Below are 23,903 nucleotides of genomic sequence, written 5' to 3'. Positions count from 1 at the left end.
AGCCGTAAAGCGCCGGCAGCCAACGGATGGTGGGCCGGCGCTTTCGGGCAGGTTTGTGCAACAGCCTTGCTGGAATCCCTGCGTTGGATCACATTGCAGGGACAGCCGGCGCCGCCAAACGTGTTCGGCTGAAGATGGAGCACTGCAATGCACGATATCACGATCGCACTATGCGAGAGCCTGCCGCCCAAGGACGAACTCGATGACATTTTGTCCCAGTACTATGCGCTTATCGTGGTCCGGATGCGGGAGATGGGGTTTGAAATTGATCCCGCTGCGCCAAAGAGTGCGCTTGCCGAGTTCTGGGCGCATGCGGACGATTATTTGCCTCCGAACGGCTGTCTTGTGGTTGCGCGTAAAGGGGATGGACAGATCGTTGGCTGTGGTATGATGAAGCGCCTCGATCACGAAACAGGCGAGCTGAAACGGGTTTTTGTCACCCGGGATGCGCGGGGAACCGGCACCGGCAGAGCATTGATCGTGGCGCGGGAACAAGCGGCGCGCAACATGGGGTTAAAGCGTCTGGTGGCAGATACGCTCACACCCAATGTCGAGATGCGCAGTCTTTATCCCAAGCTTGGGTTTGTGGAATTGGACGAACCTATCGAGACCACGACCTATAAGGACCAGCCCATGCTGCGCCCGCATCTACATTATTTCGCGAAAGACCTGTGAGTGCAGCAAGCGGCTTGTGTCTTGCGTTGTGGTGATAGTCTTTGCCTGTATCCGGCTGACAATGCTACCCCGTAACGCTGAGCGCCCGAGGCTTTGGGTGCGCCGATTGTGATTGAGCAGGTCCGGCCTGATTAATCAAGGAACCGGATGGCAGAGAGACAGTCCGAAAATGCATACGCATCAAGGGCTTAAATCTTTGATATTGCGAGAAATGCATTTCTGCAGTGTTGCGTTTTGTGCAGCAAAAAATCCGGTAGATCGTCATCATGTGACATTCAAGCCAGAAAAACAGTCGCTGGCAATGAACCAATCAGCTTAAATGTGGGGCATACCAGCCATTCAACCGTGCCGCAGCGAAAGTCTGCTTTGAGCCCAAGATGACCGATGCTGCGCCTTACACGAACGTCCGCTTTGGGAATTTCAGAAATCTAGCGGAGCACCGTCCTTCACTTCCTTCATGACAAAAAACGTTCGAGCCTGTCTGACTTCTGGCAACGCAATTAGGACCTTTCCGTGGAACCTATTAAAGTCTGCCATGTCGGCTACTCGGATTTTCAACAGGTAGTCGAAGTCACCGGCGACGAGGTGACAATCGAGGATCATTGGCAGATCAAGGACTGCTGCCTCGAATTTGGCAAAACTCTCGGGCGTTGAGCGATCCAGCACAACACCAACCATCGCAATCGCGCCCAGCCCCACGCTTTCAGGGTTAACAACCGCCCGAACGGTTTGAATATAACCATCATCAAACAGCCTTTGGGTGCGCCTATGGCACGTCGCAGGGCTGACGTTCACTGCCATAGCAAGGTCTGCGTTGCTCATCCTGCCGTCCGCTTGCAGCAAGCGAAGCATCCGTTTGTCGATTCGATCCAGGGGCATGGTGAAATATTCTTCCGTTATCGGGCTCGATGGCAGACTTATCACGCTGAATTCTCCGGTCCAATAATCTTTTTGTCAAATTTTTGATACAACTTTGAAAGCACCCCTCACGCGACCTTTGTTACTCTCGACAGTAGAAAAAAGGAGCACACCATGCTGGAAAAATTTGAACGCTATCCTCTCACTTTTGGTAAAACGCCGATTGAGCATCTTCCCCGTCTGACCCAGACCCTCGGCGGCAAAGTCGAGATTTACGCCAAGCGTGAGGATTGCAACTCGGGCCTCGCCCAAGGCGGCAACAAGCTGCGCAAGCTCGAATACATCGTGCCAGATGCAATTGCGTCGGGGGCGGATACACTGGTGTCTATTGGCGGCGTTCAATCCAACCATACGCGCATGGTTGCGGCGACGGCGGCCAAGATTGGGATGAAATGCCGGTTGGTGCAAGAGGCGTGGGTGCCTCATGATGATGCGGTCTATGACCGTGTCGGCAACATTATGATGACCCGCCTGATGGGCGCGGACAGCCGTTTGGTGGACGATGGCTTCGATATCGGCATCCGGACCAGCTATGAAAAAGCCATTGAGGATGTGAAGAAGGAAGGGGGCAAGCCCTACGGCATCCCCGCCGGTGCGTCTGTGCATCCGTATGGTTGCCTTGGCTATGTAGGCTTTGCCGAAGAAGTCCGCGAACAAGAGGCAGAGCTTGGGTTCAAGTTCGACTACATCGTGGTTTGTGTTGTTACCGGATCGACCCAAGGCGGCATGATCGTCGGCTTTAAAAAAGATGGTCGCGCGGATCGTGTGATCGGCATCGATGCGTCAGGCACGGTTGATCAGACACGCGCGCAGGTCAAAGAGATTGCCAATAAGACCTGCGATTTGATCGAGTGCGGCTATTCGATTGAAGACGAGGACATTCATATCAACCCCGACTACGCCTATCCGGCTTACGGCGTGCCAAGCGCCGAGACCAATGATGCGATCCGTCTGGCCGCTCGCACAGAGGCGATGATCACGGACCCTGTCTATGAAGGCAAATCCATGCAGGGGATGATCGACCTGATTAAGAAGGGCTTCTTCCCCGACGGATCCAAAGTGCTCTACGCGCATCTGGGCGGTCAGCCTGCGTTGAACGGCTACAGCTACACCTACCGTAACGGCTGATCCCACCTGCTGCGCCGCTGAACGGGCGGCGCGGCGATCCAATTTCCCCGCGAGGCGTTTCACATGACTGACCAAAACACCCACCTGAAAACCGTGGAACAACGCCTGCTGTGGCTGTCCCACTGGATGATCCACCATGCCAACCACATCCGCCCCAAGGCGGACGGGATCAAGGTTGGCGGGCATCAGGCGTCGTCTGCATCCATGGTGTCGATCATGACCGCGCTTTATTTTGGCGTGCTGCGGCCCGAAGACCGCGTGGCGGTCAAACCCCATGCCTCGCCCATTTTCCACGCCATGCAGTACCTCATGGGCAACATGACACGCGAGAAGATGGAGAACTTTCGCGGGCTTGGCGGTGTGCAAAGCTATCCGTCGCGCACCAAGGACATTGATGATGTGGATTTTTCGACCGGTTCTGTCGGGCTTGGGGTGGCAATTACGTCCTTTGCGTCGATGATACAGGATTATGTGCAGGCCAAATCGTGGGGTAAAGACCTGCCGCTTGGCCGCATGATCGCGCTAATGGGCGACGCCGAACTGGACGAAGGCAACATCTATGAATGCCTGCAAGAGGGCTGGAAAAACAATCTGCGCAATACGTGGTGGGTAATCGATTACAACCGCCAATCGCTCGACGGGATCGTGCGCGAAGGGTTGTTCGAGAGGGCCGAGAAGGTCTTTGATGCCTTCGGCTGGGATGTGGTGCGGGTAAAATACGGCACCTTGCAACGGGCCGCTTTTGCCGAACCCGGTGGCGACAAATTGCAGGCATGGATCGATGATTGCCCCAACCAGCTTTATTCCGCGCTGACCTATATGGGCGGGGCCGTTTGGCGCAAACAATTGATGGACGATCTGGGCGATCAAGGTGATGTCACGGCGTTGCTGGATGCACGCAACGATGACGACCTTGCCGCTTTGATGGAAAACCTCGGCGGCAACTGCGTGGACACAATGGCCGAAACATTCGCCGCCATTGACCATGACCGCCCCGTCTGTTTCCTCGCCTATACGATCAAAGGCTGGGGCACGCCGATTGCAGGCCACAAAGACAACCACGGCGGCCTGATGAGCAAGGCGCAGATGGCCGATTGGCAGGCGGATATGGGTGTGGATGCGGGCGATGAGTGGGAGCCGTTGGCGACTGTGAGCGACCCCGCCGCGTTCCAAAAATACCTCAAGACGGTTCCGTTTTTCGCCAAGGGTTCGCGCCGATTTACTGACGATGCGATCAGCTTACCCAAGATCGACATTGCCAGTGACCGTGAAATCTCAACCCAAATGGGGTTTGGCAAAATCCTTGATGATCTGTCAAAAGGCGACAGCGAATTGGCGTCACGGATCGTCACCACGTCGCCCGATGTCACCGGCACGACGAACCTTGGCCCATGGGTCAACCGGCGCAAGCTGTTCGCACGCAAAGCGCAGGCTGACACCTTCAAAGACCACAAAATCCCGTCAACCGCGAAATGGGAATTCGACCCCGCAGGCCAGCATATCGAGCTTGGCATCGCCGAGATGAACCTGATGCTGCTCTTGGGCGCTGCGGGGCTGTCGCATTCGCTGTTTGGCAAACGCTTGATCCCGATTGGCACGGTCTATGATCCCTTCGTGTCCCGCGGCCTCGATGCGTTGAACTACGCCTGCTACCAAGACGCGCGGTTCATGTTGGTGGGCACCCCGTCCGGCGTCACGTTGGCCCCCGAAGGCGGGGCGCACCAATCCATCGCCCCGCCCCTGATCGGCATGTCACAGGACGGGCTGGCCGCGTTTGAACCTGCATTCGTGGATGAGCTTTCGGTCATCATGGAATGGGCTTTTGATTACATGCAACGCAGTGGCGATGGCGACCCTGACGAGCGCACATGGCTGCGCGATGAAACCGGCGGGTCAGTCTATCTGCGGCTGACAACCAACCCGATTGAACAACCGGGCAAGCGGGTTGACGATGGCTTTCGCCAAGGTGCGATTGACGGGGCGTACTGGCTGCGCAAACCCGGTCCAAACTGCGCAATCGTATTCGCGTACCAAGGGGCCGTCGCCCCCGAAGCCATCGCCGCAGCGGGTATCATCAGCGAATACCGCCGCGACGTCGGTGTGCTGGCCGTCACGTCCGCAGACCGTCTGAATGCCGGTTGGACGGCGGCCCAACGCGAACTTGCGCGGGGCAATCCAGAGGCCGTGAGCCATGTTGAGACGCTGCTGAATACACTGCCAAACACCTGCACAATCGTCACCGTGATCGACGGCCACCCTGCAACGCTGTCATGGCTTGGGGCCGTCGCAGGCCACAAAACCATCCCACACGGCGTTGAACACTTCGGCCAAACCGGCACGATAAATGACCTCTACCGCCACTTCCGCATCGATCGCCACTCGCTTGCTGAATCTGTCAGCGAACTGACGACAGGCGGCCGCTCGCCATCTGCGGCTTGGAAGACCCTTTTGCCATCGTGAAAGTGTAAAAGCGGATATTGGCGCGGATGCAGCGAATGGCAACTTGGTCCCGCGTTGCGGACTTTGACGCGGACCACGCCGAAAGTCCGCAACCCGTGCTTTCGTGACAAACTCCGAACCTTCCCCTAGCCTGGCGCAATGTCGAGCCAAGCGTGGACAGATGCTGAAAATGACCTGATCGTCGCGGATTACTTCGCGATGCTGGCTGACGATGTGGCGGGCCGTCCCTACAACAAGGCCGAGCATCGGCGGCAGCTTCTACCGCGCCTTAACGACCGCTCCGACGGGTCGGTCGAGTTCAAACATCAGAACATCAGCGCTGTGCTCAAGGGTCTCGGTGAGGTCTGGATCACCGGGTACAAACCGGCGTTCAACTTCCAGACCAGCTTGGTCGACGCCGTCGCACGATGGTTGGCGATGAACCCCGGCTGGACGCAGCGCACCCTTTCTTCCCGGCTGATGGAAGGCATGGCCGAGACGGCGCAAATCTGGGTCGGGCCTGCACCGACCTTGACCAACCAACCGCCGCCGGACGAGCTTGAGCAGATGCTCCACATCGCCCGAAAGTTCGACGTGGCCGCGCGGGATGAACGCAACCGCGCCCTTGGCAAGGCTGGAGAAAAGCGCGTCTTGAAACACGAGCACGACACTCTGACTGCAGCGGGCCGGGAGGACTTGGCGCAGAAAATCCGATGGGTTTCCGAAGAAGACGGGGATGGCGCGGGCTATGATATTGCCAGTTTCGATGCAGACGGACGGCAGCGTCTCATCGAGGTGAAGACCACAAACGGGTGGGAACGCACACCGTTCCATATCTCGCGCAACGAGTTGGCCGTAGCAGAAGAACGGCGCGAGGAATGGTGCTTGTTCCGCCTATGGAACTTCGCGCGGACGCCCAAGGCTTTCGAGTTGCGCCCGCCGCTTGATGCACATGTGTCGCTCACGGCGACCAGCTTTCAAGCTAGCTTTCACTGAATTGTTTTGACGAGACATGGCCTGAAAGCAGCGCATCAATGGAGCGCGAGATAAAAGGGTTGCCGCATTCGGCAGGCAACCGGTTGTGGTGACGGACTTTATTCAGCCGCACCCCTTTACGTGATGCGGCGACAATACAGGTAACGCACTGACTTTGAGGCAATAATTCAGCAGCACATTCCCCATGGGCGCTTTTTGCGGCGTCAAATTCAACGCAAAATCAGATATTTGGGTGCCCTTGAGCGGCAAGGGTTGGAGGGTTGCCATGCGATTTGTTCATCAATATCAGACACCTAGGCACGTGTTGCCGCACCTCTTTTATCTTGCGCTCCCATTGTTGGGCGCGAGATACCATCGCTCGACGCTCGATGCTCGATGCTCGATGCTCGATGCTCGATGCTCGATGCTCGATGCTCGATGCTCGATGCTCGATGCTCGATGCTCGATGCTCGATGCTCGGACTCGTCGCCTCGTCTACGGAGTAGCTGCCAAGAGCAGGTTTCCTCATTGTGCATACCAGCGGTCTGAAAACACTGCGAAATTGCAGGAAACCTGCACACGACCGATTTGCATGCACGCGAAAACGGTAGTCACGTCAGTGACTTGCGGCATTCGTGGCAGGCGCTTTTATCTAGCCCTTCTTCCTGTTGTCTTCCGCTGCCCTCCGAAATCAGCTCTTGGCGGCGTTCAAAGCCCCAAGAATGCAGGCTCGGACGACGCTCTCAGACGCATGAGTCGGGGGCCGGGCGCGACCGCCAAGATGCTCACTTCGGTGCTTCGATTTGAGCCGCGCGTTTGGAAGGCTCCCCATCCGATTTGCACGCTCTGACAGGCCGCTTTGCGCAGCGCGTTCGCTTACTCTGCACATGACGCACGCGCCGCCTCATGCTGCTCGACATGGCACCGTCACGCCCATCAGCAACACGCACCGAACCGGCGCAGCCGGTCGATACTGCACGGATAGAGGCGGCGCTTCTGAAGGTGGCTGCGCTGGTTTCCGTTGACCCGGCCTTCGCGCCGATCTTCGAGCGGTTGGAGACAGAGCTGGCCGCGGCCGTGAAGAAAGAGAAGCGGCTGTCGGAGGCGCAGCGCCGGGCGCGGGCGCTGCTGGCTCAGAAAGCGATGCGGGCAACAAGTTCTGCGACGTGTTCCAGCGATGCGCCCTTGCCGTATCGTTCGCGGTCGAGCCGGTGACCGAAGAGGTCGCGGCGAATACGGTCGTCGATCCCGGCGGCGAGCATCCGGTCCTCGAAGGAATGGCTCAGGGAATACATCGAGTGGCGCGGCGTCTCGAGCAGGCCATTGGCGCGGAGAAACTTGTTCACGACCGCGCTGAGGGTGGCACGGTTGCGGTAACGCGGGAATCCTTGAGGGTACTGCTTGAAAGCCTCGAGGGAGACGCCGGTGAGCGGGATCATGCGGCGGGCATAGTGCGACTTCAATTGCCGCCCCTCGGGTTCGATCGAGATGTGTGGCACGTCACCATTGAGCCGGATCGTCTCCGCCGTGAGCGCTGCACCTTCGGAGGGCCGGTAGCCCGTGTTGATCATCCCGAGCAGCAGGGCGCGGGCCTGACCGTTCAACCCGTCCAGCGCGCCTGGGGCGAGCAGGCGCGTCCTGATCCAGTCGTCGCCGAAGGGCGGGCGCGTCTGCTTCTCGCCCTCCTTGAAGGACAACTCGCCCAACGGCAGCGCCAGGCCCAGACGCTTCATCGTGTTCACGGTCTTCAACACGTCGCCCAGGTGGATCAGATACTTATTGGCGGAGTTCGCGGTGACCTCTCCCGCTTCGATCCGGTCGAGCCAGTGCTGGCGGAAGTCGAGCATGTCGTCGCGGGTGATGTTGGCGATCTCCTTGTTGCCGACGACCGCGAAGAAGTTCTTCACCGCCTTCTTGCGGGGCGCTTCCCAGCGGCGCAGCTGTTCTTCGCTCTTGCCGAGGGTCTTTTCCTTGGCCAGGCCCCAATAGAGCTCCAGTGCCTTGGTGACCGAGATCCGGGGGTCAGGAACGGTGCCGAGAAGAGAGACGGCCTCGATGGCATCGGGCTGGTTGGCAGGGGCCGGGATCGCCTCGACGCGCTCGACCACGTACTCCACGGACAGCTTGGCGACGGCCCCCGCGTCCAGATAGCGAAAGCCTCGCGCCCGCGCCAAATCACGCGCGGCTTCGTAGCGCGCTTACGCGTCCGCGCTATTCCCGGCCAGACGGGCCTCCCAAGCCTCAATCATCTGGGACCACGCGCGATCCACCTTGCTGCGCGCGATCATCTCCGAGTCGGTATGCAGGCTGATCCAGACGGTTTCGCGCCGCTCGATCCACCGGTACCGGCGCGGGACGCGGCGGCGGAGGTGGTAAAGGCGGCCTCGTTTCGCGATGCTCATGGCGGAGAAATCCCCCGTTTGTGCAGCAAATTGCGGTGCAAAATGTGCAGAAAATCAAGCGGACCAAACACCGCCATCAGCGCGCAAGCGCCGATTTTCGCCCTACTATCAGTGTGTTGGGAAGGGTCGCGTGGAGCCCAAAATGGCGGAGAGACAGGGACTCTACAAATCTTATAAATAATTAGCAATATCAATACTTTACAAACTGCATAGGGTCCAGCTTAGGTTCCAATTTAGGTTCCATTTGCCGAAGTTGCGTAGGTCAAAAGAAACGTCCCCATGGCATCTAGATAGGCGTAGCAAACACGATCCGCATAGCTTTGACATTGCCCTTCTGACCACATGCTTTGCACTTGGCTGCTCTGGTGACTTGATCGACCGTTGTGGTGTCTGGTAGGCGTTCCAAGAGGTCAGACACAGGCAAGCTGGCTTGGTGACCACAGTGGCAGAGAAGGTAAATCTTATGCCCTGTTATAACGGATAGCTTTGTCATGCTTTCACCCTGAATGTCATAGAGTGTGTCGAAAGTGTCCACCAACGATAGTGGACATCTTGAGGGCAGATTTGACTGTATTCCCCGCTGATATTTGCAAGATAATTTGTGGAATCTGATCATCCGATAGAAAATAAAAACGTTAGATACTTCGCTTTTTAGAGTGCGTCTCGCAATGCTGCACTCGCCGTTGCTCCAATTTCGGTACCTGCCTCAGGTGATGCCCCCCTAGTGTAATGCTTGGGGGGCATTCTTTTTACTGCGCTCTACCCAATCCCGCATGACGCAATAGTACAGCTATGTTCTCATAATGTTCTAGTCAAAAAGAAAGGGACCAGTCACTTAAGACCAGCCCCTAGATAGCTGGCTATCGCCAACCCATAAGTTGCCACTTATTGAAATACCCCTAAGAGTTTAGAACCCCTTACCTACAAACTTGGCAGGTTCACCATATCGGCCCTTTACTGTCGGTATGAACTCCCACCCATGCATTTTGAACATATCGTTACATTCGGCAAACTTCTTGGTGTGCTTCTTGGCGTTAGGAATCCATGTGCAGACTTCCTGTAGACTTACTTCTACCCTGTCGTGATACTTTTCTTTGAGGGTATGTAGGACCTTCTGAGGGACTGGTTGTTTGCTAGTCACCCTAGGCTTGAGGCGGTCTTCTGTAGGTGTGTGTGTCCTGTATTGCAGATTAGGAAAGATGCCCTTTAGCTGTGCTTCCTCAAGACCATCCCAAGACATGATAAGGTGCATAGGTGCGCAGATACCATTGTCGTCTACGTTACGTGCAGTCCCCCTACAGCCCATCTGTTTAATACCAGCTAGGAGTTGGCCTTGTTGTAGCCCCTTAGGTCTACCTGTGAACCTACCACCTTCAACTTCACTTAGGTTGTGGTCATTAACCCGCTCTTCATTCCTAGCTAAGAGTTCTGAGAAAGTGGTGTGCTTAGGTTTATACAGATTAGACCAGAGTATGACTGTCTCACACTCCCTGTAAGCGTTACTACCGACGTCTCTGCCCCAATTGGTGACATACACCTTACGACCTTGGAACATACCCTCATGTGCGCCCTGACCGTCCTCTTGTGAAGCATTCAGGCTGTAGGCTACATCGGTCTTGATTAGTTTAGGAACGACCACAAGAGTAGTACCAGAACCTAGGTCAAACATGCTCTTGATGTGGTCTGTAGCAAGCTGACGCATAGCCCGATTACCGACGATCTTAGGGATGTACTTATCCAACTTAGGCCAAGGGACATGAGTGAACTTTAGGTTGCTATAATCTACCAGAACACCGTCAACGTCCAATAGCCTGTCTTTGTCCTTATGGAATTGGAACCCGTCCAAGTGAGATGTGGCACTAAAGATAACCTGCTTATCGAACCACTGATTACAAAACTTGAAGCAGGCAAATAGTACCTGAAAGCCACCTGTAGAGGTATTACGAACCTTACACTTGTAAGCACGACCATCTTTAGCCGCCTCAAGTAGTGTAGTTACCTTTCTGATAGCCTTCTTGTCTTCCTCTCGGTCTACCTTCTTGAGAATTTCTTTCTCTACATCAGCTAGGGAAGTACTGCTCTTGCTGGGGCGGTATTCCATCTTTTCATAAGAAGGGCGTACATCATCAGAGGCTAGTTGATCCTGCACCCAATCCTCTAGCTTTAGGAAGCTACCTACAGACTTAAGATTGTAGGCTTCTGCTACCTCCCTAGCGCGTATTACATCCGAACCTTTAAGATCAATCGCAGTAATATCGTTTGGGACTTCATCAATAATCAGTAGACGGTTCTTACCTGTGTGGCCTGTAGGGTTAGCATCGCCCAAGAGCCACTTATGTGTACCGATCACAACCTTACTAAACTTGGCGTCCTCTTTGACTGTACCGCTACCCACATACCATTTCATAACGGCAGGGTGGCCCATATCAATAAAGGCTTTGTAGACGTTATCCACATCCTCAGTGGTAGGCACAGCGATAGCTACATCCAGACCGTAGTTCTCTACAGCTTCAATGAAACCAGTCGTCTTACCTGTGCCTGTGTCCGACCGAAAGAACCAAGTCCCATTCTGGTCTGTAGCTACAACCTTGTTAAGTAGGGTAGCAACTTTAGCTTTGGTTTCTTCTGTTACTTTACTGGTATGCATCTCAAATATAATCCTCAAAAATGAGTTCTGACCTGATCTTGGCTAGGAGTTCGTTTCTGTCTTTGGTGAGGTTGTTTTTACCTACGGAGAACTCAGCGATAATATGCTTGGCCATACACTCACCCATGACCCAATCTAAGATCGCATTTTCATACTCACTGGTGGCAAAAGACCTGATCGCTTGGGCCAACTGCTTACGCTGTAGTATCCGCTCAGGGTTTAGGTCTTCTTCATTAGTGGTAGCCTCAAAGAACCCTGACGGCAGGCTTAGACCTTCATCTTGGTCGCTAATGAGTTTATCGTAGCTTTCGGTGACTACCTGTTGCTCTGCGATAGTCTTGCGCATCACATCTAGGGCTAGGTAGCTGATCTTGGTCTTTGCCTGTCTCAAGCAATCAATGTCACCTTGCCAACCTTCGTCGATGTACGCCTTCTCAGTTATTTTCTCGACTAGGAGAATCCAAACCTGAGCGGCCAATTCTTCCTTATCAGGACCGTGATACCTACCAAGATTGGAATAGATCGTACTGTTTAGGACTTTGTAGTATTGGGTTACGAATTGGTCTTGCCGTGGTTTAACATCACTATAGAGGGCGAAGCGCTCGCTTCTAAAGTCCCTCATAGAATTTCCCAACCTGCATAGATTTGGACCATTGCGACTAAGATTGGGGTTGTGATAAATATCGTCATGTTTTTCTCTTCCTGTAGGTTAAAGGAGGCATAGGGAGGCCCCCAGATGCCCCGTAGAGGCGCTGTGAGGCCCCTTATAGGCCCATCTCTGTATTTTGGTTATATGGGTAGCCTGGGAGTGTTAACGGCTCTCTATGGGCTTATTTGAAGCTATCGGGAGAATTCTCCCTATTGCTCTTTGTCGTGGGTATTTTACCTAGGGAGAATTCTACCTGGGTTCTTTGAAATGTCACGCCGACGTGAGGTTCTTACGTTTGCTCACCAATCGTTCTTCACAATTAGCCACTCAGGTTTGATTGATCCGTCCTGCCTAAGTTTGTGTAGGTCACTGCGTACTGTATGGATTTGCTTTGAGAGCGCATCAGGCATTGCTGGCAATGGCTTCTCTTGGGCGAATTGTAATACCTGTTTGAAGGTACACGGGTGGTTCTGTTCACAGTAGAGGGCGATATGATCGCGGCGTAGTTTAACGGGGTAACTGGCGGTGCGTGCCATTTTTATGTTCCTTTCTAGGGAATGTTGGGTTTTATGATTGTTCAGTTGAGTTTGTTTAGGTCGGGCTTGGTTTGATACATCGCCTGAAGCTCATCCTTTGTTTCCATGATGGCCTCAGCCAAGAGAACAAGAGCCTCAGCTTCATACGGCTGAAACCTGACGGAAGTATCAAGAGCGTGACGGACGTGTTCGATGATTGCAGCCTTGCCGCCGTAGATACGAAGTCGGTTCAAACTATTGAGTACCGTGAGTGCTGCATTGTACGGGACGAAGTTTTCCTCAAGTTTATTGTCCAGCTTCTCCTGATCCACGAACTTCTGTGGCCCACCTAAGTATTCCAACTGTTCATCAGGCGTGAGTTTACTGAGGTCTTCACGTATCTGGTCTGCCCTACTTTTGGCTTCCTCCTCAACAATCCAGTCATCCTTATTCTCATTCAGGAAGTTGAGTTCAGCGATCATACCATTGTCATCACCATCAAATGCTTTCTCAAGCCATTCATGGACTCTGGCCTCGCGGAATTTGGTGTTCTCAGGGTCAAAGATGATGTCCGTGATAGCTTCCAATACGGGCTCCATATCGTCACCACAGCCCGCCAGATCACGGATAGCCTGAGCCATCTCCTCAGAAGGGCCACGGTATTGGCTGTTATTGTGGGCAGTAAGTTTTTCCGCAGGCGCGGAATATTTCCGAGCGTTCAATTCCTGAAGAGTGACCTTGCCTTTGGCGATACTGATAAACTCATAGGCGGCAGTTTTACCAAATGGCAGATGCTCTTTGCAGAAGTCCGTCAGGTTCACCCCTGTCTCTTTCAACACTGGTTTTAGATCAATCAGAACCTGACCAATACGCCGTGCGCGGGTTTCACTGTCCTCTATCGCTGCAAGCATCCCCTTATGCTCGGTGTTGATTTCACTGGCGGCGGCTACCAGCTTGGGGTTTGAATTATGTCCGATCATCTTCTCTCTTTCTCTCCTTTGGTTTTTGAACTGCGGACATGCCAATAGCGCCACCAGTTAGCCACTGTGACGTACCTGCGGGTTAGAGCAGGCTAGCGATGTAAAGTTCGAGGTTTAGAAGGCTTGGGGAAAGAAAAAGGCCAGCGTTGCCACCAGCCGATATTTTTTCCGCCCTCATGTATATACACATCCCTTTTGGGGCCAAAATACAAGGGTCAGGAAATATTATTTTATAACTGTTTGAAATATAACGATAGAAAGTTTGGGCTTGGGGTTGCCATATAGGGTTATCTCTGGGGTGTAGAGGCGCTAGTCCCTAGCTTAGTGTGCGTTAGCACGCCCTGTACCTACAGCTTGAGCACCCAAGTAGTGCCACCGTCGGCTGTCTTACGGATCAGCTTACCACTGCTAAGGTCTTTCTTGGCTACGGGTTGATCTAGACCTTTGTTGATACAATCTTCAGCTTCACAGATACGATGGTACACCTGAGAGGATGATAGACGACCACCGCTCTTACCAGTCTGGTTCTGTAATTCCATCAATTGCTTACCGATAGCTACAACATCTTGGGACTTTGATTTATCTGTGATCCACTGCTTAAACGCTACTTGGAAGTCGCCTTGGAGATCGGCCATCTTGACCAAGGCATCCCATTCTTCTTTGGATTGCTTCCGGCTTTGTGAGGAGTGTTGTTCAGTCATTATCTTGGGTGTCCTTTGTATCGTTCATTAGCTGTTGGATAATCCACGCATTAACCTGCTCTTGGGTGTGGCCATGCTCTAAGCAAAATGCCTCGAGTTGACTTACAAGCCATTGAGCGTCTGCTAGTTCTCTCACATCATACGGGGTGGGTAGGTTTATCATTTAAGGTATCTCTATTTGCGAACATGCACCTAAGACAAAGGTGGCTGTGCTTCAGAACGTGGAACGGGTTCAACTCACCGTCAAAATAGACAGGATTACTACAGGCAACTGTGGTGCATTGTTTAAGGGAAGTGGGTGTCATGTGGGGGTGGGTGCTTTTGAAGTGCGTCATCGTGCCATTTGGATGCCAACAGATTGACACATAGATGATCGTGATTACGGTGGTTGACGCTCATACAACGGATAGGAATCACGCAGTTATGTTCAAAACGAAACTAATTACTACAGCAGCAACAATCTTGCTTTTTGTTTCAGCCACAGGGGCATCTGCACAGGCATTCGGGATCGAGAAGGGAACTCCGATTGAAAACCTCGAAGTCGTGAGAGAAATATCTGAGTTTGAGTTCAGCGTTATTGTTCCAAAACCTCATTCAGAATTTGAATCGTATACAGTGTTTGCGGCCCCTGAAGTAGGTGTTTGCCAAGTAATCGGCATTGGCAAAGACCATGATAATGATAGGTACGGTTCATCTGTAAAAAGCGCATTCGCGGACCTTAGTAGTGCACTCACGGGCATTTATGGTGCGAGCAAGAACTATGATTTTATCAAAAATGGAGCACTGTGGGACGGACCTGAAGAATGGGTGATGGCTCTACGTCAGAACGAACGCCACCTTGCCACTTTTTGGACTGAGGACCAACAATCTGAGCTGCCAGAGGGACTGGAAGGCGTATCTTTATCGGTATCTGCGCTCTCCAGCGACTTGGCTTATATCTTGCTCGGGTACGAATTTGACAACATGGACGAATGCATTCGGATTAGAGACAACCAAGACCAAGGCGGATTATAATGTGTCTTTAGGGCGGTCCACTAGACCTGCGCTCTGGCGTAGTAGCTGCATCGTGGGCTGACCTGTTACTGTAGCTACAGAACCAAAATGGTCTTCAATCTCAGCATAGAATTTAACAAGGTCTAGTTTCCAATGGCGGAACCACGGACGTGTGATCTGCTCAAGGAAGGTGGGGAAGTCTTTAGCCCATTGACTGCACACAACGAACGTAAGGGCTGTGTCGCTATCGTCATCTATCAGTAGGCCCATATAACCGGAGCGGGTCAGTTCCTTGTGTACGACCTGACGAAATTCTTTGGTGAAGTCCTTACCACCGGCGATATCATCCAGAGGCTCTAGCTTACCCAATCGTGGGGGTAGGTCTTGGCCGTTTAAGATGTATTGGAAGGTGGTCGCAACATCGGGGAGTGTAACGGTGCAGGCACGATTACCTGAGATAAGACTTACAGCCTCAGGGCAAGGGACAGCCTTAGCGGAGGGGTAGTTTACATATTCACCAGTCACACGAAACTTGAATTCATTGGGTAGATCAGGCCGCACTTTAGTGGGTTTCTTGATCTTGTCAGATACACGGTAGAGGTTCTTTTCACCGGTGATGCCTACCAACAAGTCACCCATGAGGTGGCGCAGTACCTGATCTATGGCTACTTTTTGCCCTTTGGTGAAGTTCACCTTGTCATGGGACTTGAGTAGCTTGAAAGCCTTAAGGTCACGCATCCCAAGAATGGCACAGATGATGCCCTGTAGGTCTTCTTTATTGCAAGCGGCGCGACCATCGCAGGTAGCTACAAAATCTTTGACCACTTCGGTGGTTGTGACATCCGCAGGGAGGTAGGGAATGTCCTTAAGGAATGGATAGCTTGGGTAATCTTTATTCATTGTGGGGATGTTCTTTCTAGGTAGCTCTTCAGCCAGAGGATGCCCTCTAGGGAAAGGCTACGATACTCACCAAACCAATAGCGGCCATTAGCATAGCTGATCCCTTCGGGGAGGTTGTCCCTCTGGTGAGCGTTATAATCTTTGAGGGGGTTCATGGGGGGCGGGCCTATAATTTTAGGAGGAAAAAGGTGAAGAACCTGACCATGCCACTGCTAACAACAGTACTAAGCATAAGGGGGAGGACTACCGTTGTTAGGATTTGTCACGGGAGGAGACGGTAGTAGGTGAAACATGAAAATCCCTACCACCATAAGAGTAACCAGCTCTTTGGGCCCTGACTATCAATCAGGTTCTTCTGTACATATATACTGCTTGTGTAGGGGGATATTCCTAATGCTCAGAGAGACTCCCGAATTGTCAGAATGACTCAAGAGATATTCTATACTCTTACCCTTCTAGTATAGGGCCTAAGATGTACTTCCAGTTTGTCAGGGTACTCTTGGTCTACCCTCTTAAGGATTGAACACTCAATCTGTATAACTACAAAAAGAAGTAAGACTTTAAGAATTGATTACTTGTTAGTGTAGTGGGCGAAGCTCACGCTTCTGGTTAATAATCCTCATTGTTGTAGGTACAAGAAGCGACAGCTTCGCTCTCTATAGAGGGCGGTAGCCCGACACTTAAGATCAGAACACTTTGAAGTTCCGGTTTCCTACAGATATTTATTAGAGAACAGGAAGTCTAAAATGTTCTTTGAGTACTCTGACAAAATGGTACTATAGACAGAATGATTACAAAGGATGGTGGCCTAGGCAAATTCCCCTAAATTCCCTATACATTCCAATAGTGTAATATGATACACAGGCATTATTCAGCATCATAGGGAATTACCTTAGGTTGCTGCGCCATCGGAATCCTCTGTCAAGTATTTTCTTCGAGAAAAGTGCATTTATTTATATTTATTTTTGTAGGTATCCCCTTGTAAATAAGGGCGAATCACAGGTTTGATGGCCACTGGTTGCTCTGCGACCAACTCAAAATACTTGGTCAAAACATAAGCAATTTCTACCTGTAGGTAGGCACTATGGTGAGCAATTTCCTCTTGCTGTATTTCCACCTAGGGGTGTAGTTGCCCAAAATTCCCTTGTCCGTTAATTTCCACCGCCCCTCTAAATCCCTACGTCCCTTGATTTCCACCTAGGGCTATTTCCGCTGTAGTGGCGTTAGCCTAGTAGTCAGGACTACGCCCTTCAGCTAACTTGGGTAGCTACACCAAAGGGATCAGCTTTTGTTGGTAGCCTAGATCGCCAGCTCGAAGTCAAAAAGTCTTGAACTACCCAAGGTCCCGCCAACGGGACTTCTCACCAGTACCCCAAAAGGTGTCCGACTGAGGTATACCGTAGCAGAGCGGTTCTATCGGACACTATTGGCGTCTTATTAGGGTTGTATTTGGTTATATCGGACACTATATTGAGAGGGTCTAGAATCATAAAGGACACTATTGATATGAAATATGGTTACGCGCGTGTTAGCAGCACCTCACAGGACCTCTCTATTCAAACTGAGATGTTGAAGAACGCTGGTTGTGATGTGGTCAGGAGTGAGAAGGTATCTGGCACAAGCATGAAAGGCAGGTCTGAACTTGAGACCCTGCTAGAGTTCCTACGCCAAGGGGATACGCTTGTAGTCACACGCCTTGATAGATTGGCCCGCAGTCTGTTGGACCTGTCTGTTATCGTTGAGCAGCTACAGTCTAAGGGTGTTGATCTTAAGGCTACTGAACAACCTGTGGACACATCTACCCCAGCAGGTAAGGCTTTCTTGCAGATGCTTGGTGTGTTCTCCGAGTTTGAGACCAGCCTAAGGAAAGAGCGTCAGATGGAGGGTATCCAGAAGGCTAAGGACGACGGTAAGTACACAGGTCGTAAGCCTAGCATCCCAGTAGATCAGGTGAAGCAGCTACGCTCAGAAGGTTTGTCACCGTCAGCTATTGCCAAGCAGTTGGGTATCGCTCGTTCATCAGTCTACAGACTTTTGTAGCTACAACCTTGCGACGTCGCATGCTTTAGGTGGTACACTACAAGGTTGTGGGACCCTAGTAATCACCCGCTAAGGTTTCACGGGGGCTTGGTACACCCATAGAAATTCACAACCAAAATTTAGGTTAGGTATAATCTTGGAATTATTGCCAATTATTTAGGCTAACCAAGGGTGAGCTACAGAATTAACAGCTTTATACTTTGTCTCTAGGCTTGGACCTGATCCGTACTTACCAGCATCACCACCCTGACTATGACCCGTTATGAAGTCATTAATCTCTTTCGGTATACCAGCATCCCGTAGCAAGTCCTTTAGATTGCCCCTGAGCGAGTGTACCGCTTTCAGCTTATCTGTAGTAACACGCCTGACAGCCTTCATAAGCGCCCTAGAAGCTGCATTCTCAGCCTTACCATCTTTGTCCAGCTTGTAGTCAAACAGGCGTCCTGTGGCTCTCTCAGGAAGTATCAGGCAGTCAGGAAGGGCAACTAGTCGTCTAGACTGTGAGTTCTTCACGATCACTTCCTCTGACCCGCTCTGAATAAGAGAAAAGAACCTGATCCCGTCTATCTCTTTTACTCTTTCCCACGTGAGTAGGGCGGCTTCATCTAGTCTCATGCCAGTCGTGATAAGGATACTCAGCAATAGGCGCTCTTGGACGTCCATATCCTGCTTGAAGAGTTGGTGCAGTTCCTGCCTTTCTAGGGGTAGGTAGCTTTGTGAGGCTGTACCGTAGTTTGACAGTTTAAGGTTCACAAAAGGACTGATTTTCAAGAAGCCCCATTGTTCGAAGTGATCCAGCATAGAAGCTACAGCACTGACGGAACTACGGATCGTCTTGTGTGCATATCCTGCGTCGTTCATGGCCTGAGCGTACTTGTAGGCGTGGATTTTTTCTAGCTCGGTCAGCTTTAGATTGCCTACCATATCAGTAAATCGCTTGATCTGACGCCTAGCAGTGTCCTTACTCTTCTCTCTGGTCCAGTTGCGGCGCTCTAGGTAGGTCTCTAGCGTTCCTAGGATGGTCTCACCGTCTGTAGCCTTAATTTTATCAGTGGGCAGCTCTCTGGCTTGTAGCTTATCCCATTCCTTATCATCAAAGCTCTCCCAAGTGAGGTATTCAGTAGCGGCATCAACCTGCTCTTGGGTCACACTGTTGCTTTTGTTCTTGTGGTGATCTGTGAGGAGGGCTTGGACTTCTTCATCTAGGAAGCGTCGATAGCGTTCAGGTTCGTAGTTCTCACGGTAGAGGCCAAGTGACTTGGCAAGCCTTATCGCATCCTCAGACCATTCGTCTTTGAGTGTACCTGTCCACTTCTTGAAAGCAGCTTCCCACACTTCATCCATGTACCTGTAAATTTCTGTAGTCAGGCTATGCTGCTTTTGCTTTGCCAGTGACCTATCGCTTGTTCCTGTGGATCGCCTAATCTGCTTTGTGTTGAACAGACCACTAATCTCATGCGGTACAGTGGCCGAAACATAGTATTTCCCTTTCCGTAAAGTACAGCTTGAGGGGAGGTAGGTAGGTCGCTTCTCGAATGCTTTACGGTCCATTTTCAGCCCTAGACTAGGTTCCAAAGTAGGTTCCATCTTAGGGTCTATGTGCCAACAAATAAAGGAAAAAGGGGGATGGAGCCTATTGGCGGAGAGACAGGGATTCGAACCCTGGGTAGGCTTGCACCCACAACGGTTTTCGAGACCGCCCCGTTCGACCACTCCGGCACCTCTCCGCGGGGGTCAGAGCGGGGTGTTACTGTGGCGCGCGCGCCCGTGCAAGACCCAAAGCACGGATAACTGACATTTCCGTGGGGGGCCTTGGCAAAGAGCGGTCAGGGTGCATAACTTTCCCTACAGGTTTTGTATTGATAGGATATGTGCATGTTCCGCTTCGCAGCCCCCTTCGCTTTCGCCGCGACCCTCACTGTCGCACCGCTTTGGGCGCAAGATAAAGATGCCGATGCAGTCGATCAGCTGTTTGATGCGCTTGGCATGCCCGAGATGATCGAGATCATGCGTGAAGAGGGGCTTGCATATGGCGAGACGCTGGCCAGCGATATGCTGCCCGGCGGGACGTCTGCGGAATGGTCTATGGCGGTCTCTGCGATTTATGATGTCGAGATGATGACCGAGGAGGTCCGCGGTGTGCTGGGCGAGGCGCTTGAAGGCGACGATGTCGATGCCATGCTGGCGTTTTTCACCTCTGAGCAGGGCGCGCGTATTGTCGGGCTCGAGGTCAGCGCCCGCCGCGCTTTGCTCGATGATGCGGTCGAAGAGGCCAGTAAAGAGAACGCCGCACTTGCCATGATGGATGAGACGCCCCGTTTTCAGATGGTGCAGGATTTTATTGATGCCAACGATTTAATCGAGGCCAATGTCATCGGATCGCTGAATTCCACCTACGCGTTTTACTCGGGGCTGATTGACGGGGGTGCTCTGCCTGCTGGCGTGACGCTTGAAACCGCGCTGCAGGACGTCTGGGCGCAGGAACCAACCGTGCGGGCTGACACAACCGAGTGGCTCTATTCGTTCCTGCTTATGGCCTATCAGCCGCTCTCGGATGATGAGTTGGAGGCCTATCTTGCCTTTTCACGCAGTGACGCAGGGCAGGATATGACGGACGCGCTCTTTGAGGCGTTCAATGGGATGTTCGACGATATTTCACGTGCGCTCGGTCTGGCTTCGTCGCGCTTTATGCTGACCCAAGAACTGTGATCCCTGCCTCTTGGAATCGCTGATTGGCAGGTTATGCTGGGTCGGCAATATCGAACAGAGGAGCCCGTCTTGCCTGCTTTCAAACCCGCGTTTTTTGCTCTTTTCCTGCTGGCCGCCTGCGATCAGACCGCTGCAATTGCCCCGCAGCCGGATTTGCCGGCGGATGATCCGCGTCAGGCGGAACTGCTCGCGGCGGAATGTACAATCTATTTTGCGGCGGTGGTGAAACTTGAAGCGGATGGGCGCGCTGTCAATGGCAACCCCACACGGGGCTGTCCTGCGGAAGCGGCGGGCATTCCGGCCGATATCAATCCGATGGTCAGCGTACCGCCTGTCACCCCGGGCTATCCGCAAACGCTTTTTGATCGCATGGTCGCACGCGGCATTCCTGCCGATCTGGCCGGTGATATCGCAAAATCCAAGGCGTTCTGGGATATGGTCGCCAAGCGGGACAGCCTGTTGGCGGATTTCTAGCCGCCATAGACCATCAGCGCAGTGACCAGTGCGCCCGGATTGGCCTGATACAGCCCCAAATTGGATTGAAGCTGAATGATACGGGTCGGCCGGTCGCGTGGCGGAATGCCTGCGGCCTCCATTGCTTCCGTCAGAGTAGGGCCGACGCCACTGGCGATGTCAGAGATGATCGCGTCAAAGCTGGATTTTACGATGACTTCGACAGTCCCGCGGCGCTGCGTATAGGCGGCATTGTCAAAAAGGGTGCTGGCCCCGGTTACCGGTAACATCAACGGATTGCCGATGTGCCCGCCGTCCTGTGTGCAGGCCGACGTCAGGACGGTTGCGAATACGAGCCAGCGCATGGGGATTTATCCTTCTTTTTATGTTGACTTATGGGGGCATTGGTCAGATATAGCGCGAACTCTGCAAGGGTATTGCAGGGCGATATGCGAAAACTCGCCCACGGGCGCGCTGTCCACAGGTACCAAACGCCGGATCGACCCGGGGCCTCAGCGACGCGAAAGATAAAGGAAATACATATGTTTGCGGTTCTCAAAACCGGCGGCAAGCAGTACAAAGTGGCCTCTGGCGACGTACTTCGTGTCGAAAAGCTTGCGGCAAAAGCAGGCGACAAAGTTCAATTCAACGAGATTCTTATGGTCGGCTCAACAGTGGGCACACCCACTGTTGAGGGTGCAGGCGTACAAGCCGAAGTCATCGACCAGATCAAAGGCGAAAAGACGATCAACTTCGTCAAGCGCCGTCGTAAGCACGGCAGCCAGCGCACCAAAGGCCACCGTCAGCAGCTGACACTGGTCCGCATCGCCGAGATCCTTGAAAAAGGTGCCGACAAGTCCGGCGTTATGGCAGCTGTTTCCGGCGCGGGCATCGCGCATGTAACAGGTGCGAATGGCGCACCGACATCCAAGAAGGCAGCTGCGGCTGCCGCGCGTGCATCAACACCCAAGGCTGACAAGCCGAAGGCAGCACCGAAAGCAAAAGCTGAGCCAAAAGCGGCTGCTGGTGCTGATGACCTGAAAAAGCTGTCCGGCGTTGGTCCGGCACTTGAGAAAAAGCTGCTCGAGGCTGGCGTGACCACATTCGCCCAGATCGCAGCATGGACGGAAGCTGATGTGGCTGCTATGGACGAGAAACTGTCGTTCAAGGGCCGTATCGAACGTGAAGGCTGGATCGCGCAAGCGGTTGAGCTGGCAAAAGGCTAAGGAGAGACCAAATGGCACATAAAAAAGCAGGCGGCTCATCCCGTAACGGACGCGACTCAGCTGGTCGTCGTCTTGGTGTAAAGAAATACGGTGGCGAGACCGTCGTTCCCGGCAACATCATCATGCGCCAGCGTGGCACAAAGATGTGGCCAGGCATGGGCGTTGGCATGGGCAAGGATCACACGATCTTTGCAACCGTTGATGGCGCTGTGAAGTTCCACAAAGGCCTCAAGGGCCGCACCTTTATTTCGGTTCTCCCAGTGGCGGAGGCCGCTGAGTAAGCCGAAATTTCCAAAAGATACAATTGGAGGGATCGGTGAAAACCGGTCCCTTTTTTTGTTCATATTTCTGCCATCAAATAATTTTAGACGGTGGCGCAGATGCAGTTGTTTTCGGGGAGGGAAACAATGAGACATGAAGAGATTACCGTTCAGGAAACCATAGAAGCCGCGCGTTTCGTGCTGCGCCCGTGCCGCAAGTCTGACGCAGGTCTGATCGCGATGTATGCGAGCGATGACCGTGTTGCGCGCGGTACCCGTGCTATGCCCCATCCGCTGCCCCCCGGATCGGTTGAGGCGATGATTGAACGCGCAAGCCAGCCTGACCGCGACGAAGATGTCTGGGTCATTGACGGGTCTGCCTATGGACATGCCGAGGCACTCGGGCTGATCAGCCTTGCGCGCATGGACCGCGCGCAGTCCGAGATTTTCTACTGGATTGCACCGGCTTTCTGGAACACGGGCTTTGCGACTGAGGCCGTGCGCACCCTGATTGCGGCCAACCCGCATCAGTCCGACCGGATTTTCGCCGAAGTGTTTCAGGACAATCCCGGCTCTGCCCGCGTGCTGACCAACTGTGGTTTCGACTATCTGGGGGACGCCGAAGCGTTTTCCGTGTCGCGCAAGGCCACTGTGCCCACTTGGACCTATACGCTCAAACTGGGGTCATGATCGTCTGATGCTTTGCAAACCAGATATCTGGGTGCAGTATCCTGCCATCACCTGACACCAGCTAGGTCTCCAATGACGCCTGATTTGACCTATCGTGCACTCGGAGCCGACGATTTCGCAGCACTCCATGCCATGGCGTCCGACTGGTCGATCGTCCGCCAGTTGGGCCGCTGGCCGTGGCCCGCACAAGAGGCATTCACCCGCAGCAGGTGCAAACCCTATGCTGGCCACGGCTTTGTCCGGGCCGTCTGTCTGGACGGGCGCCTGATCGGTACGATGGCTGTCACCGGCGGCGAGCTTGGCTATATGTTCGCGCCTGATGTGCAGGGGCGCGGAATTGCAACCAAGGCCGCCCGCGACGCAATCGCACATGCATTTGACGATTACGATTTTGCAGCGCTGAAAGCCACGGTTTGGGTGGATAACGCGGGCTCTGCTGCTGTCTTACGCAAATGCGGCTTCACCCTTTGGCAAACCTACTATGACCAAAGCCCGTCGCGCCTGCCAACCCTGACACACAGCTACCGTTTGTCCCGCGACACATGGGACCGCTTGAGAACTGCCGCGCAGTAGTTTATCGCGCTCCTGAACAGCCTCGGAAGG

At 53.2% G+C, this 23,903-nt stretch carries 21 protein-coding genes, 1 tRNA gene and 1 pseudogene; 12 read left to right on the top strand and 11 right to left on the bottom strand.

All coding sequences use genetic code 11. The annotated features are described in order from the left end of the window. The first annotated feature begins 147 nt into the window (after positions 1 to 147). Complete coding sequence (locus C7964_RS06545; RefSeq protein ID WP_110278873.1) at positions 148 to 675, top strand: GNAT family N-acetyltransferase; 528 nt, start codon at positions 148 to 150, stop codon at positions 673 to 675. Positions 676 to 1,095: 420 nt separating this feature from the next. On the opposite strand, the gene C7964_RS06540 is transcribed toward C7964_RS06545, so the two are convergent. Continuing rightward, the gene (locus C7964_RS06540) at positions 1,096 to 1,554 is read right to left on the bottom strand and encodes an Lrp/AsnC family transcriptional regulator (RefSeq protein ID WP_110278872.1); all 459 of its coding nucleotides are present in this window, start codon (positions 1,552 to 1,554) and stop codon (positions 1,096 to 1,098) included. A gap of 153 nt (positions 1,555 to 1,707) precedes the next feature. On the opposite strand from C7964_RS06540, the gene C7964_RS06535 reads away from it, so the two are divergent. The 3 genes from C7964_RS06535 to C7964_RS06525 all read left to right on the top strand — a co-directional run bounded on the left by C7964_RS06535 (position 1,708) and on the right by C7964_RS06525 (position 6,156). Beyond that, positions 1,708 to 2,721 carry a 1-aminocyclopropane-1-carboxylate deaminase gene (locus tag C7964_RS06535; protein WP_056031896.1) on the top strand — a complete coding sequence of 338 codons (1,014 nt, stop codon included), beginning with the start codon at positions 1,708 to 1,710 and terminating at the stop codon, positions 2,719 to 2,721. A 63-nt stretch (positions 2,722 to 2,784) separates the two neighbouring features. Beyond that, positions 2,785 to 5,181, top strand: a complete 2,397-nt coding sequence (locus C7964_RS06530; protein WP_110278871.1) for a thiamine pyrophosphate-binding protein — start codon at positions 2,785 to 2,787, stop codon at positions 5,179 to 5,181. Positions 5,182 to 5,319: 138 nt separating this feature from the next. Beyond that, positions 5,320 to 6,156, top strand: a complete 837-nt coding sequence (locus C7964_RS06525) for a protein NO VEIN domain-containing protein (protein ID WP_110278870.1) — start codon at positions 5,320 to 5,322, stop codon at positions 6,154 to 6,156. Between the two features lie 1,112 nt (positions 6,157 to 7,268). Here C7964_RS06525 and C7964_RS06515 read toward each other — a convergent pair. The 6 genes and pseudogenes from C7964_RS06515 to C7964_RS06490 form a co-directional block, all read right to left on the bottom strand. Continuing rightward, positions 7,269 to 8,537, bottom strand: a pseudogene (locus C7964_RS06515) (DUF6538 domain-containing protein). A 907-nt stretch (positions 8,538 to 9,444) separates the two neighbouring features. Beyond that, a complete protein-coding gene (locus tag C7964_RS06510; RefSeq protein ID WP_110278869.1) occupies positions 9,445 to 11,184 on the bottom strand; it encodes a DEAD/DEAH box helicase in 1,740 nt (579 codons plus the stop codon). Between the two features lies 1 nt (position 11,185). Then, entirely contained in the window at positions 11,186 to 11,806 is a 621-nt protein-coding gene (locus C7964_RS06505) for a hypothetical protein (protein WP_110278868.1), read from the bottom strand. A 326-nt stretch (positions 11,807 to 12,132) separates the two neighbouring features. Next, positions 12,133 to 12,369, bottom strand: a complete 237-nt coding sequence (locus C7964_RS06500) for a hypothetical protein (protein ID WP_110278867.1) — start codon at positions 12,367 to 12,369, stop codon at positions 12,133 to 12,135. A 41-nt stretch (positions 12,370 to 12,410) separates the two neighbouring features. Beyond that, positions 12,411 to 13,328, bottom strand: a complete 918-nt coding sequence (locus tag C7964_RS06495; protein WP_110278866.1) for a hypothetical protein — start codon at positions 13,326 to 13,328, stop codon at positions 12,411 to 12,413. Between the two features lie 347 nt (positions 13,329 to 13,675). After that, positions 13,676 to 14,029 carry a hypothetical protein gene (locus tag C7964_RS06490; protein WP_110278865.1) on the bottom strand — a complete coding sequence of 118 codons (354 nt, stop codon included), beginning with the start codon at positions 14,027 to 14,029 and terminating at the stop codon, positions 13,676 to 13,678. A 369-nt stretch (positions 14,030 to 14,398) separates the two neighbouring features. Here C7964_RS06490 and C7964_RS06485 point away from each other — a divergent pair, with 369 nt between their 5' ends. Further along, complete coding sequence (locus C7964_RS06485; RefSeq protein ID WP_110278864.1) at positions 14,399 to 15,043, top strand: hypothetical protein; 645 nt, start codon at positions 14,399 to 14,401, stop codon at positions 15,041 to 15,043. On the opposite strand, the gene C7964_RS06480 is transcribed toward C7964_RS06485, so the two are convergent. Continuing rightward, positions 15,038 to 15,922 (bottom strand): hypothetical protein, encoded by an 885-nt coding sequence (locus C7964_RS06480; RefSeq protein ID WP_110278863.1) that lies wholly within the window; start codon positions 15,920 to 15,922, stop codon positions 15,038 to 15,040. The genes C7964_RS06485 and C7964_RS06480 overlap by 6 nt on opposite strands. Positions 15,923 to 17,428: 1,506 nt before the next feature. Here C7964_RS06480 and C7964_RS06475 point away from each other — a divergent pair. Beyond that, positions 17,429 to 17,962, top strand: coding sequence for a recombinase family protein (locus C7964_RS06475; protein WP_110278862.1), 534 nt, complete (start codon positions 17,429 to 17,431; stop codon positions 17,960 to 17,962). Positions 17,963 to 18,118: 156 nt separating this feature from the next. Here C7964_RS06475 and C7964_RS06470 read toward each other — a convergent pair whose 3' ends face one another. Next, the gene (locus C7964_RS06470; RefSeq protein WP_146214828.1) at positions 18,119 to 19,513 is read right to left on the bottom strand and encodes a DUF6538 domain-containing protein; all 1,395 of its coding nucleotides are present in this window, start codon (positions 19,511 to 19,513) and stop codon (positions 18,119 to 18,121) included. A gap of 86 nt (positions 19,514 to 19,599) precedes the next feature. Beyond that, positions 19,600 to 19,689 (bottom strand) — tRNA-Ser (locus C7964_RS06465). Positions 19,690 to 19,837: 148 nt separating this feature from the next. Here C7964_RS06465 and C7964_RS06460 point away from each other — a divergent pair. Together C7964_RS06460 and C7964_RS06455 are read left to right on the top strand one after the other, a co-directional pair. Then, the gene (locus C7964_RS06460; protein WP_181417119.1) at positions 19,838 to 20,671 is read left to right on the top strand and encodes a DUF2059 domain-containing protein; all 834 of its coding nucleotides are present in this window, start codon (positions 19,838 to 19,840) and stop codon (positions 20,669 to 20,671) included. Between the two features lie 69 nt (positions 20,672 to 20,740). Next, a complete protein-coding gene (locus C7964_RS06455; protein ID WP_110278859.1) occupies positions 20,741 to 21,145 on the top strand; it encodes a hypothetical protein in 405 nt (134 codons plus the stop codon). Here the strand turns inward: C7964_RS06455 and C7964_RS06450 are convergent. Continuing rightward, positions 21,142 to 21,489 carry a hypothetical protein gene (locus C7964_RS06450; protein ID WP_110278858.1) on the bottom strand — a complete coding sequence of 116 codons (348 nt, stop codon included), beginning with the start codon at positions 21,487 to 21,489 and terminating at the stop codon, positions 21,142 to 21,144. The genes C7964_RS06455 and C7964_RS06450 overlap by 4 nt on opposite strands. A 177-nt stretch (positions 21,490 to 21,666) precedes the next feature. Here C7964_RS06450 and C7964_RS06445 point away from each other — a divergent pair, with 177 nt between their 5' ends. The 4 genes from C7964_RS06445 to C7964_RS06430 all read left to right on the top strand — a co-directional run bounded on the left by C7964_RS06445 (position 21,667) and on the right by C7964_RS06430 (position 23,873). Next, positions 21,667 to 22,350, top strand: a complete 684-nt coding sequence (locus C7964_RS06445) for a 50S ribosomal protein L21 (RefSeq protein ID WP_110278857.1) — start codon at positions 21,667 to 21,669, stop codon at positions 22,348 to 22,350. An 11-nt stretch (positions 22,351 to 22,361) separates the two neighbouring features. After that, positions 22,362 to 22,631, top strand: a complete 270-nt coding sequence (rpmA, locus tag C7964_RS06440; protein ID WP_110278856.1) for a 50S ribosomal protein L27 — start codon at positions 22,362 to 22,364, stop codon at positions 22,629 to 22,631. A 126-nt stretch (positions 22,632 to 22,757) separates the two neighbouring features. Further along, a complete protein-coding gene (locus C7964_RS06435; protein ID WP_110278855.1) occupies positions 22,758 to 23,300 on the top strand; it encodes a GNAT family N-acetyltransferase in 543 nt (180 codons plus the stop codon). A gap of 84 nt (positions 23,301 to 23,384) precedes the next feature. Then, positions 23,385 to 23,873 (top strand): GNAT family N-acetyltransferase, encoded by a 489-nt coding sequence (locus C7964_RS06430; protein WP_181417118.1) that lies wholly within the window; start codon positions 23,385 to 23,387, stop codon positions 23,871 to 23,873. The last annotated feature ends 30 nt before the right edge of the window (positions 23,874 to 23,903 follow it).

Origin of the sequence: Loktanella sp. PT4BL (assembly GCF_003201935.1) — a bacterium.
Lineage (GTDB): Bacteria > Pseudomonadota > Alphaproteobacteria > Rhodobacterales > Rhodobacteraceae > Yoonia.
The sequence above is the reverse complement of the archived record's forward strand: the minus strand, read 5'-3'. Positions and strand labels throughout refer to the sequence as shown.

Coding starts and splice junctions, on each gene's coding strand:
- C7964_RS06545 (WP_110278873.1), top strand. CDS start 148: ATGCACGATATCACGATCGCACTATGCGAGAGCCTGCCGCCCAAGGAC.
- C7964_RS06540 (WP_110278872.1), bottom strand. CDS start 1,554: ATGCCCCTGGATCGAATCGACAAACGGATGCTTCGCTTGCTGCAAGCG.
- C7964_RS06535 (WP_056031896.1), top strand. CDS start 1,708: ATGCTGGAAAAATTTGAACGCTATCCTCTCACTTTTGGTAAAACGCCG.
- C7964_RS06530 (WP_110278871.1), top strand. CDS start 2,785: ATGACTGACCAAAACACCCACCTGAAAACCGTGGAACAACGCCTGCTG.
- C7964_RS06525 (WP_110278870.1), top strand. CDS start 5,320: ATGTCGAGCCAAGCGTGGACAGATGCTGAAAATGACCTGATCGTCGCG.
- C7964_RS06510 (WP_110278869.1), bottom strand. CDS start 11,184: ATGCATACCAGTAAAGTAACAGAAGAAACCAAAGCTAAAGTTGCTACC.
- C7964_RS06505 (WP_110278868.1), bottom strand. CDS start 11,806: ATGAGGGACTTTAGAAGCGAGCGCTTCGCCCTCTATAGTGATGTTAAA.
- C7964_RS06500 (WP_110278867.1), bottom strand. CDS start 12,369: ATGGCACGCACCGCCAGTTACCCCGTTAAACTACGCCGCGATCATATC.
- C7964_RS06495 (WP_110278866.1), bottom strand. CDS start 13,328: ATGATCGGACATAATTCAAACCCCAAGCTGGTAGCCGCCGCCAGTGAA.
- C7964_RS06490 (WP_110278865.1), bottom strand. CDS start 14,029: ATGACTGAACAACACTCCTCACAAAGCCGGAAGCAATCCAAAGAAGAA.
- C7964_RS06485 (WP_110278864.1), top strand. CDS start 14,399: ATGATCGTGATTACGGTGGTTGACGCTCATACAACGGATAGGAATCAC.
- C7964_RS06480 (WP_110278863.1), bottom strand. CDS start 15,922: ATGAATAAAGATTACCCAAGCTATCCATTCCTTAAGGACATTCCCTAC.
- C7964_RS06475 (WP_110278862.1), top strand. CDS start 17,429: ATGAAATATGGTTACGCGCGTGTTAGCAGCACCTCACAGGACCTCTCT.
- C7964_RS06470 (WP_146214828.1), bottom strand. CDS start 19,513: ATGGACCGTAAAGCATTCGAGAAGCGACCTACCTACCTCCCCTCAAGC.
- C7964_RS06460 (WP_181417119.1), top strand. CDS start 19,838: ATGTTCCGCTTCGCAGCCCCCTTCGCTTTCGCCGCGACCCTCACTGTC.
- C7964_RS06450 (WP_110278858.1), bottom strand. CDS start 21,489: ATGCGCTGGCTCGTATTCGCAACCGTCCTGACGTCGGCCTGCACACAG.
- C7964_RS06445 (WP_110278857.1), top strand. CDS start 21,667: ATGTTTGCGGTTCTCAAAACCGGCGGCAAGCAGTACAAAGTGGCCTCT.
- rpmA (WP_110278856.1), top strand. CDS start 22,362: ATGGCACATAAAAAAGCAGGCGGCTCATCCCGTAACGGACGCGACTCA.
- C7964_RS06435 (WP_110278855.1), top strand. CDS start 22,758: ATGAGACATGAAGAGATTACCGTTCAGGAAACCATAGAAGCCGCGCGT.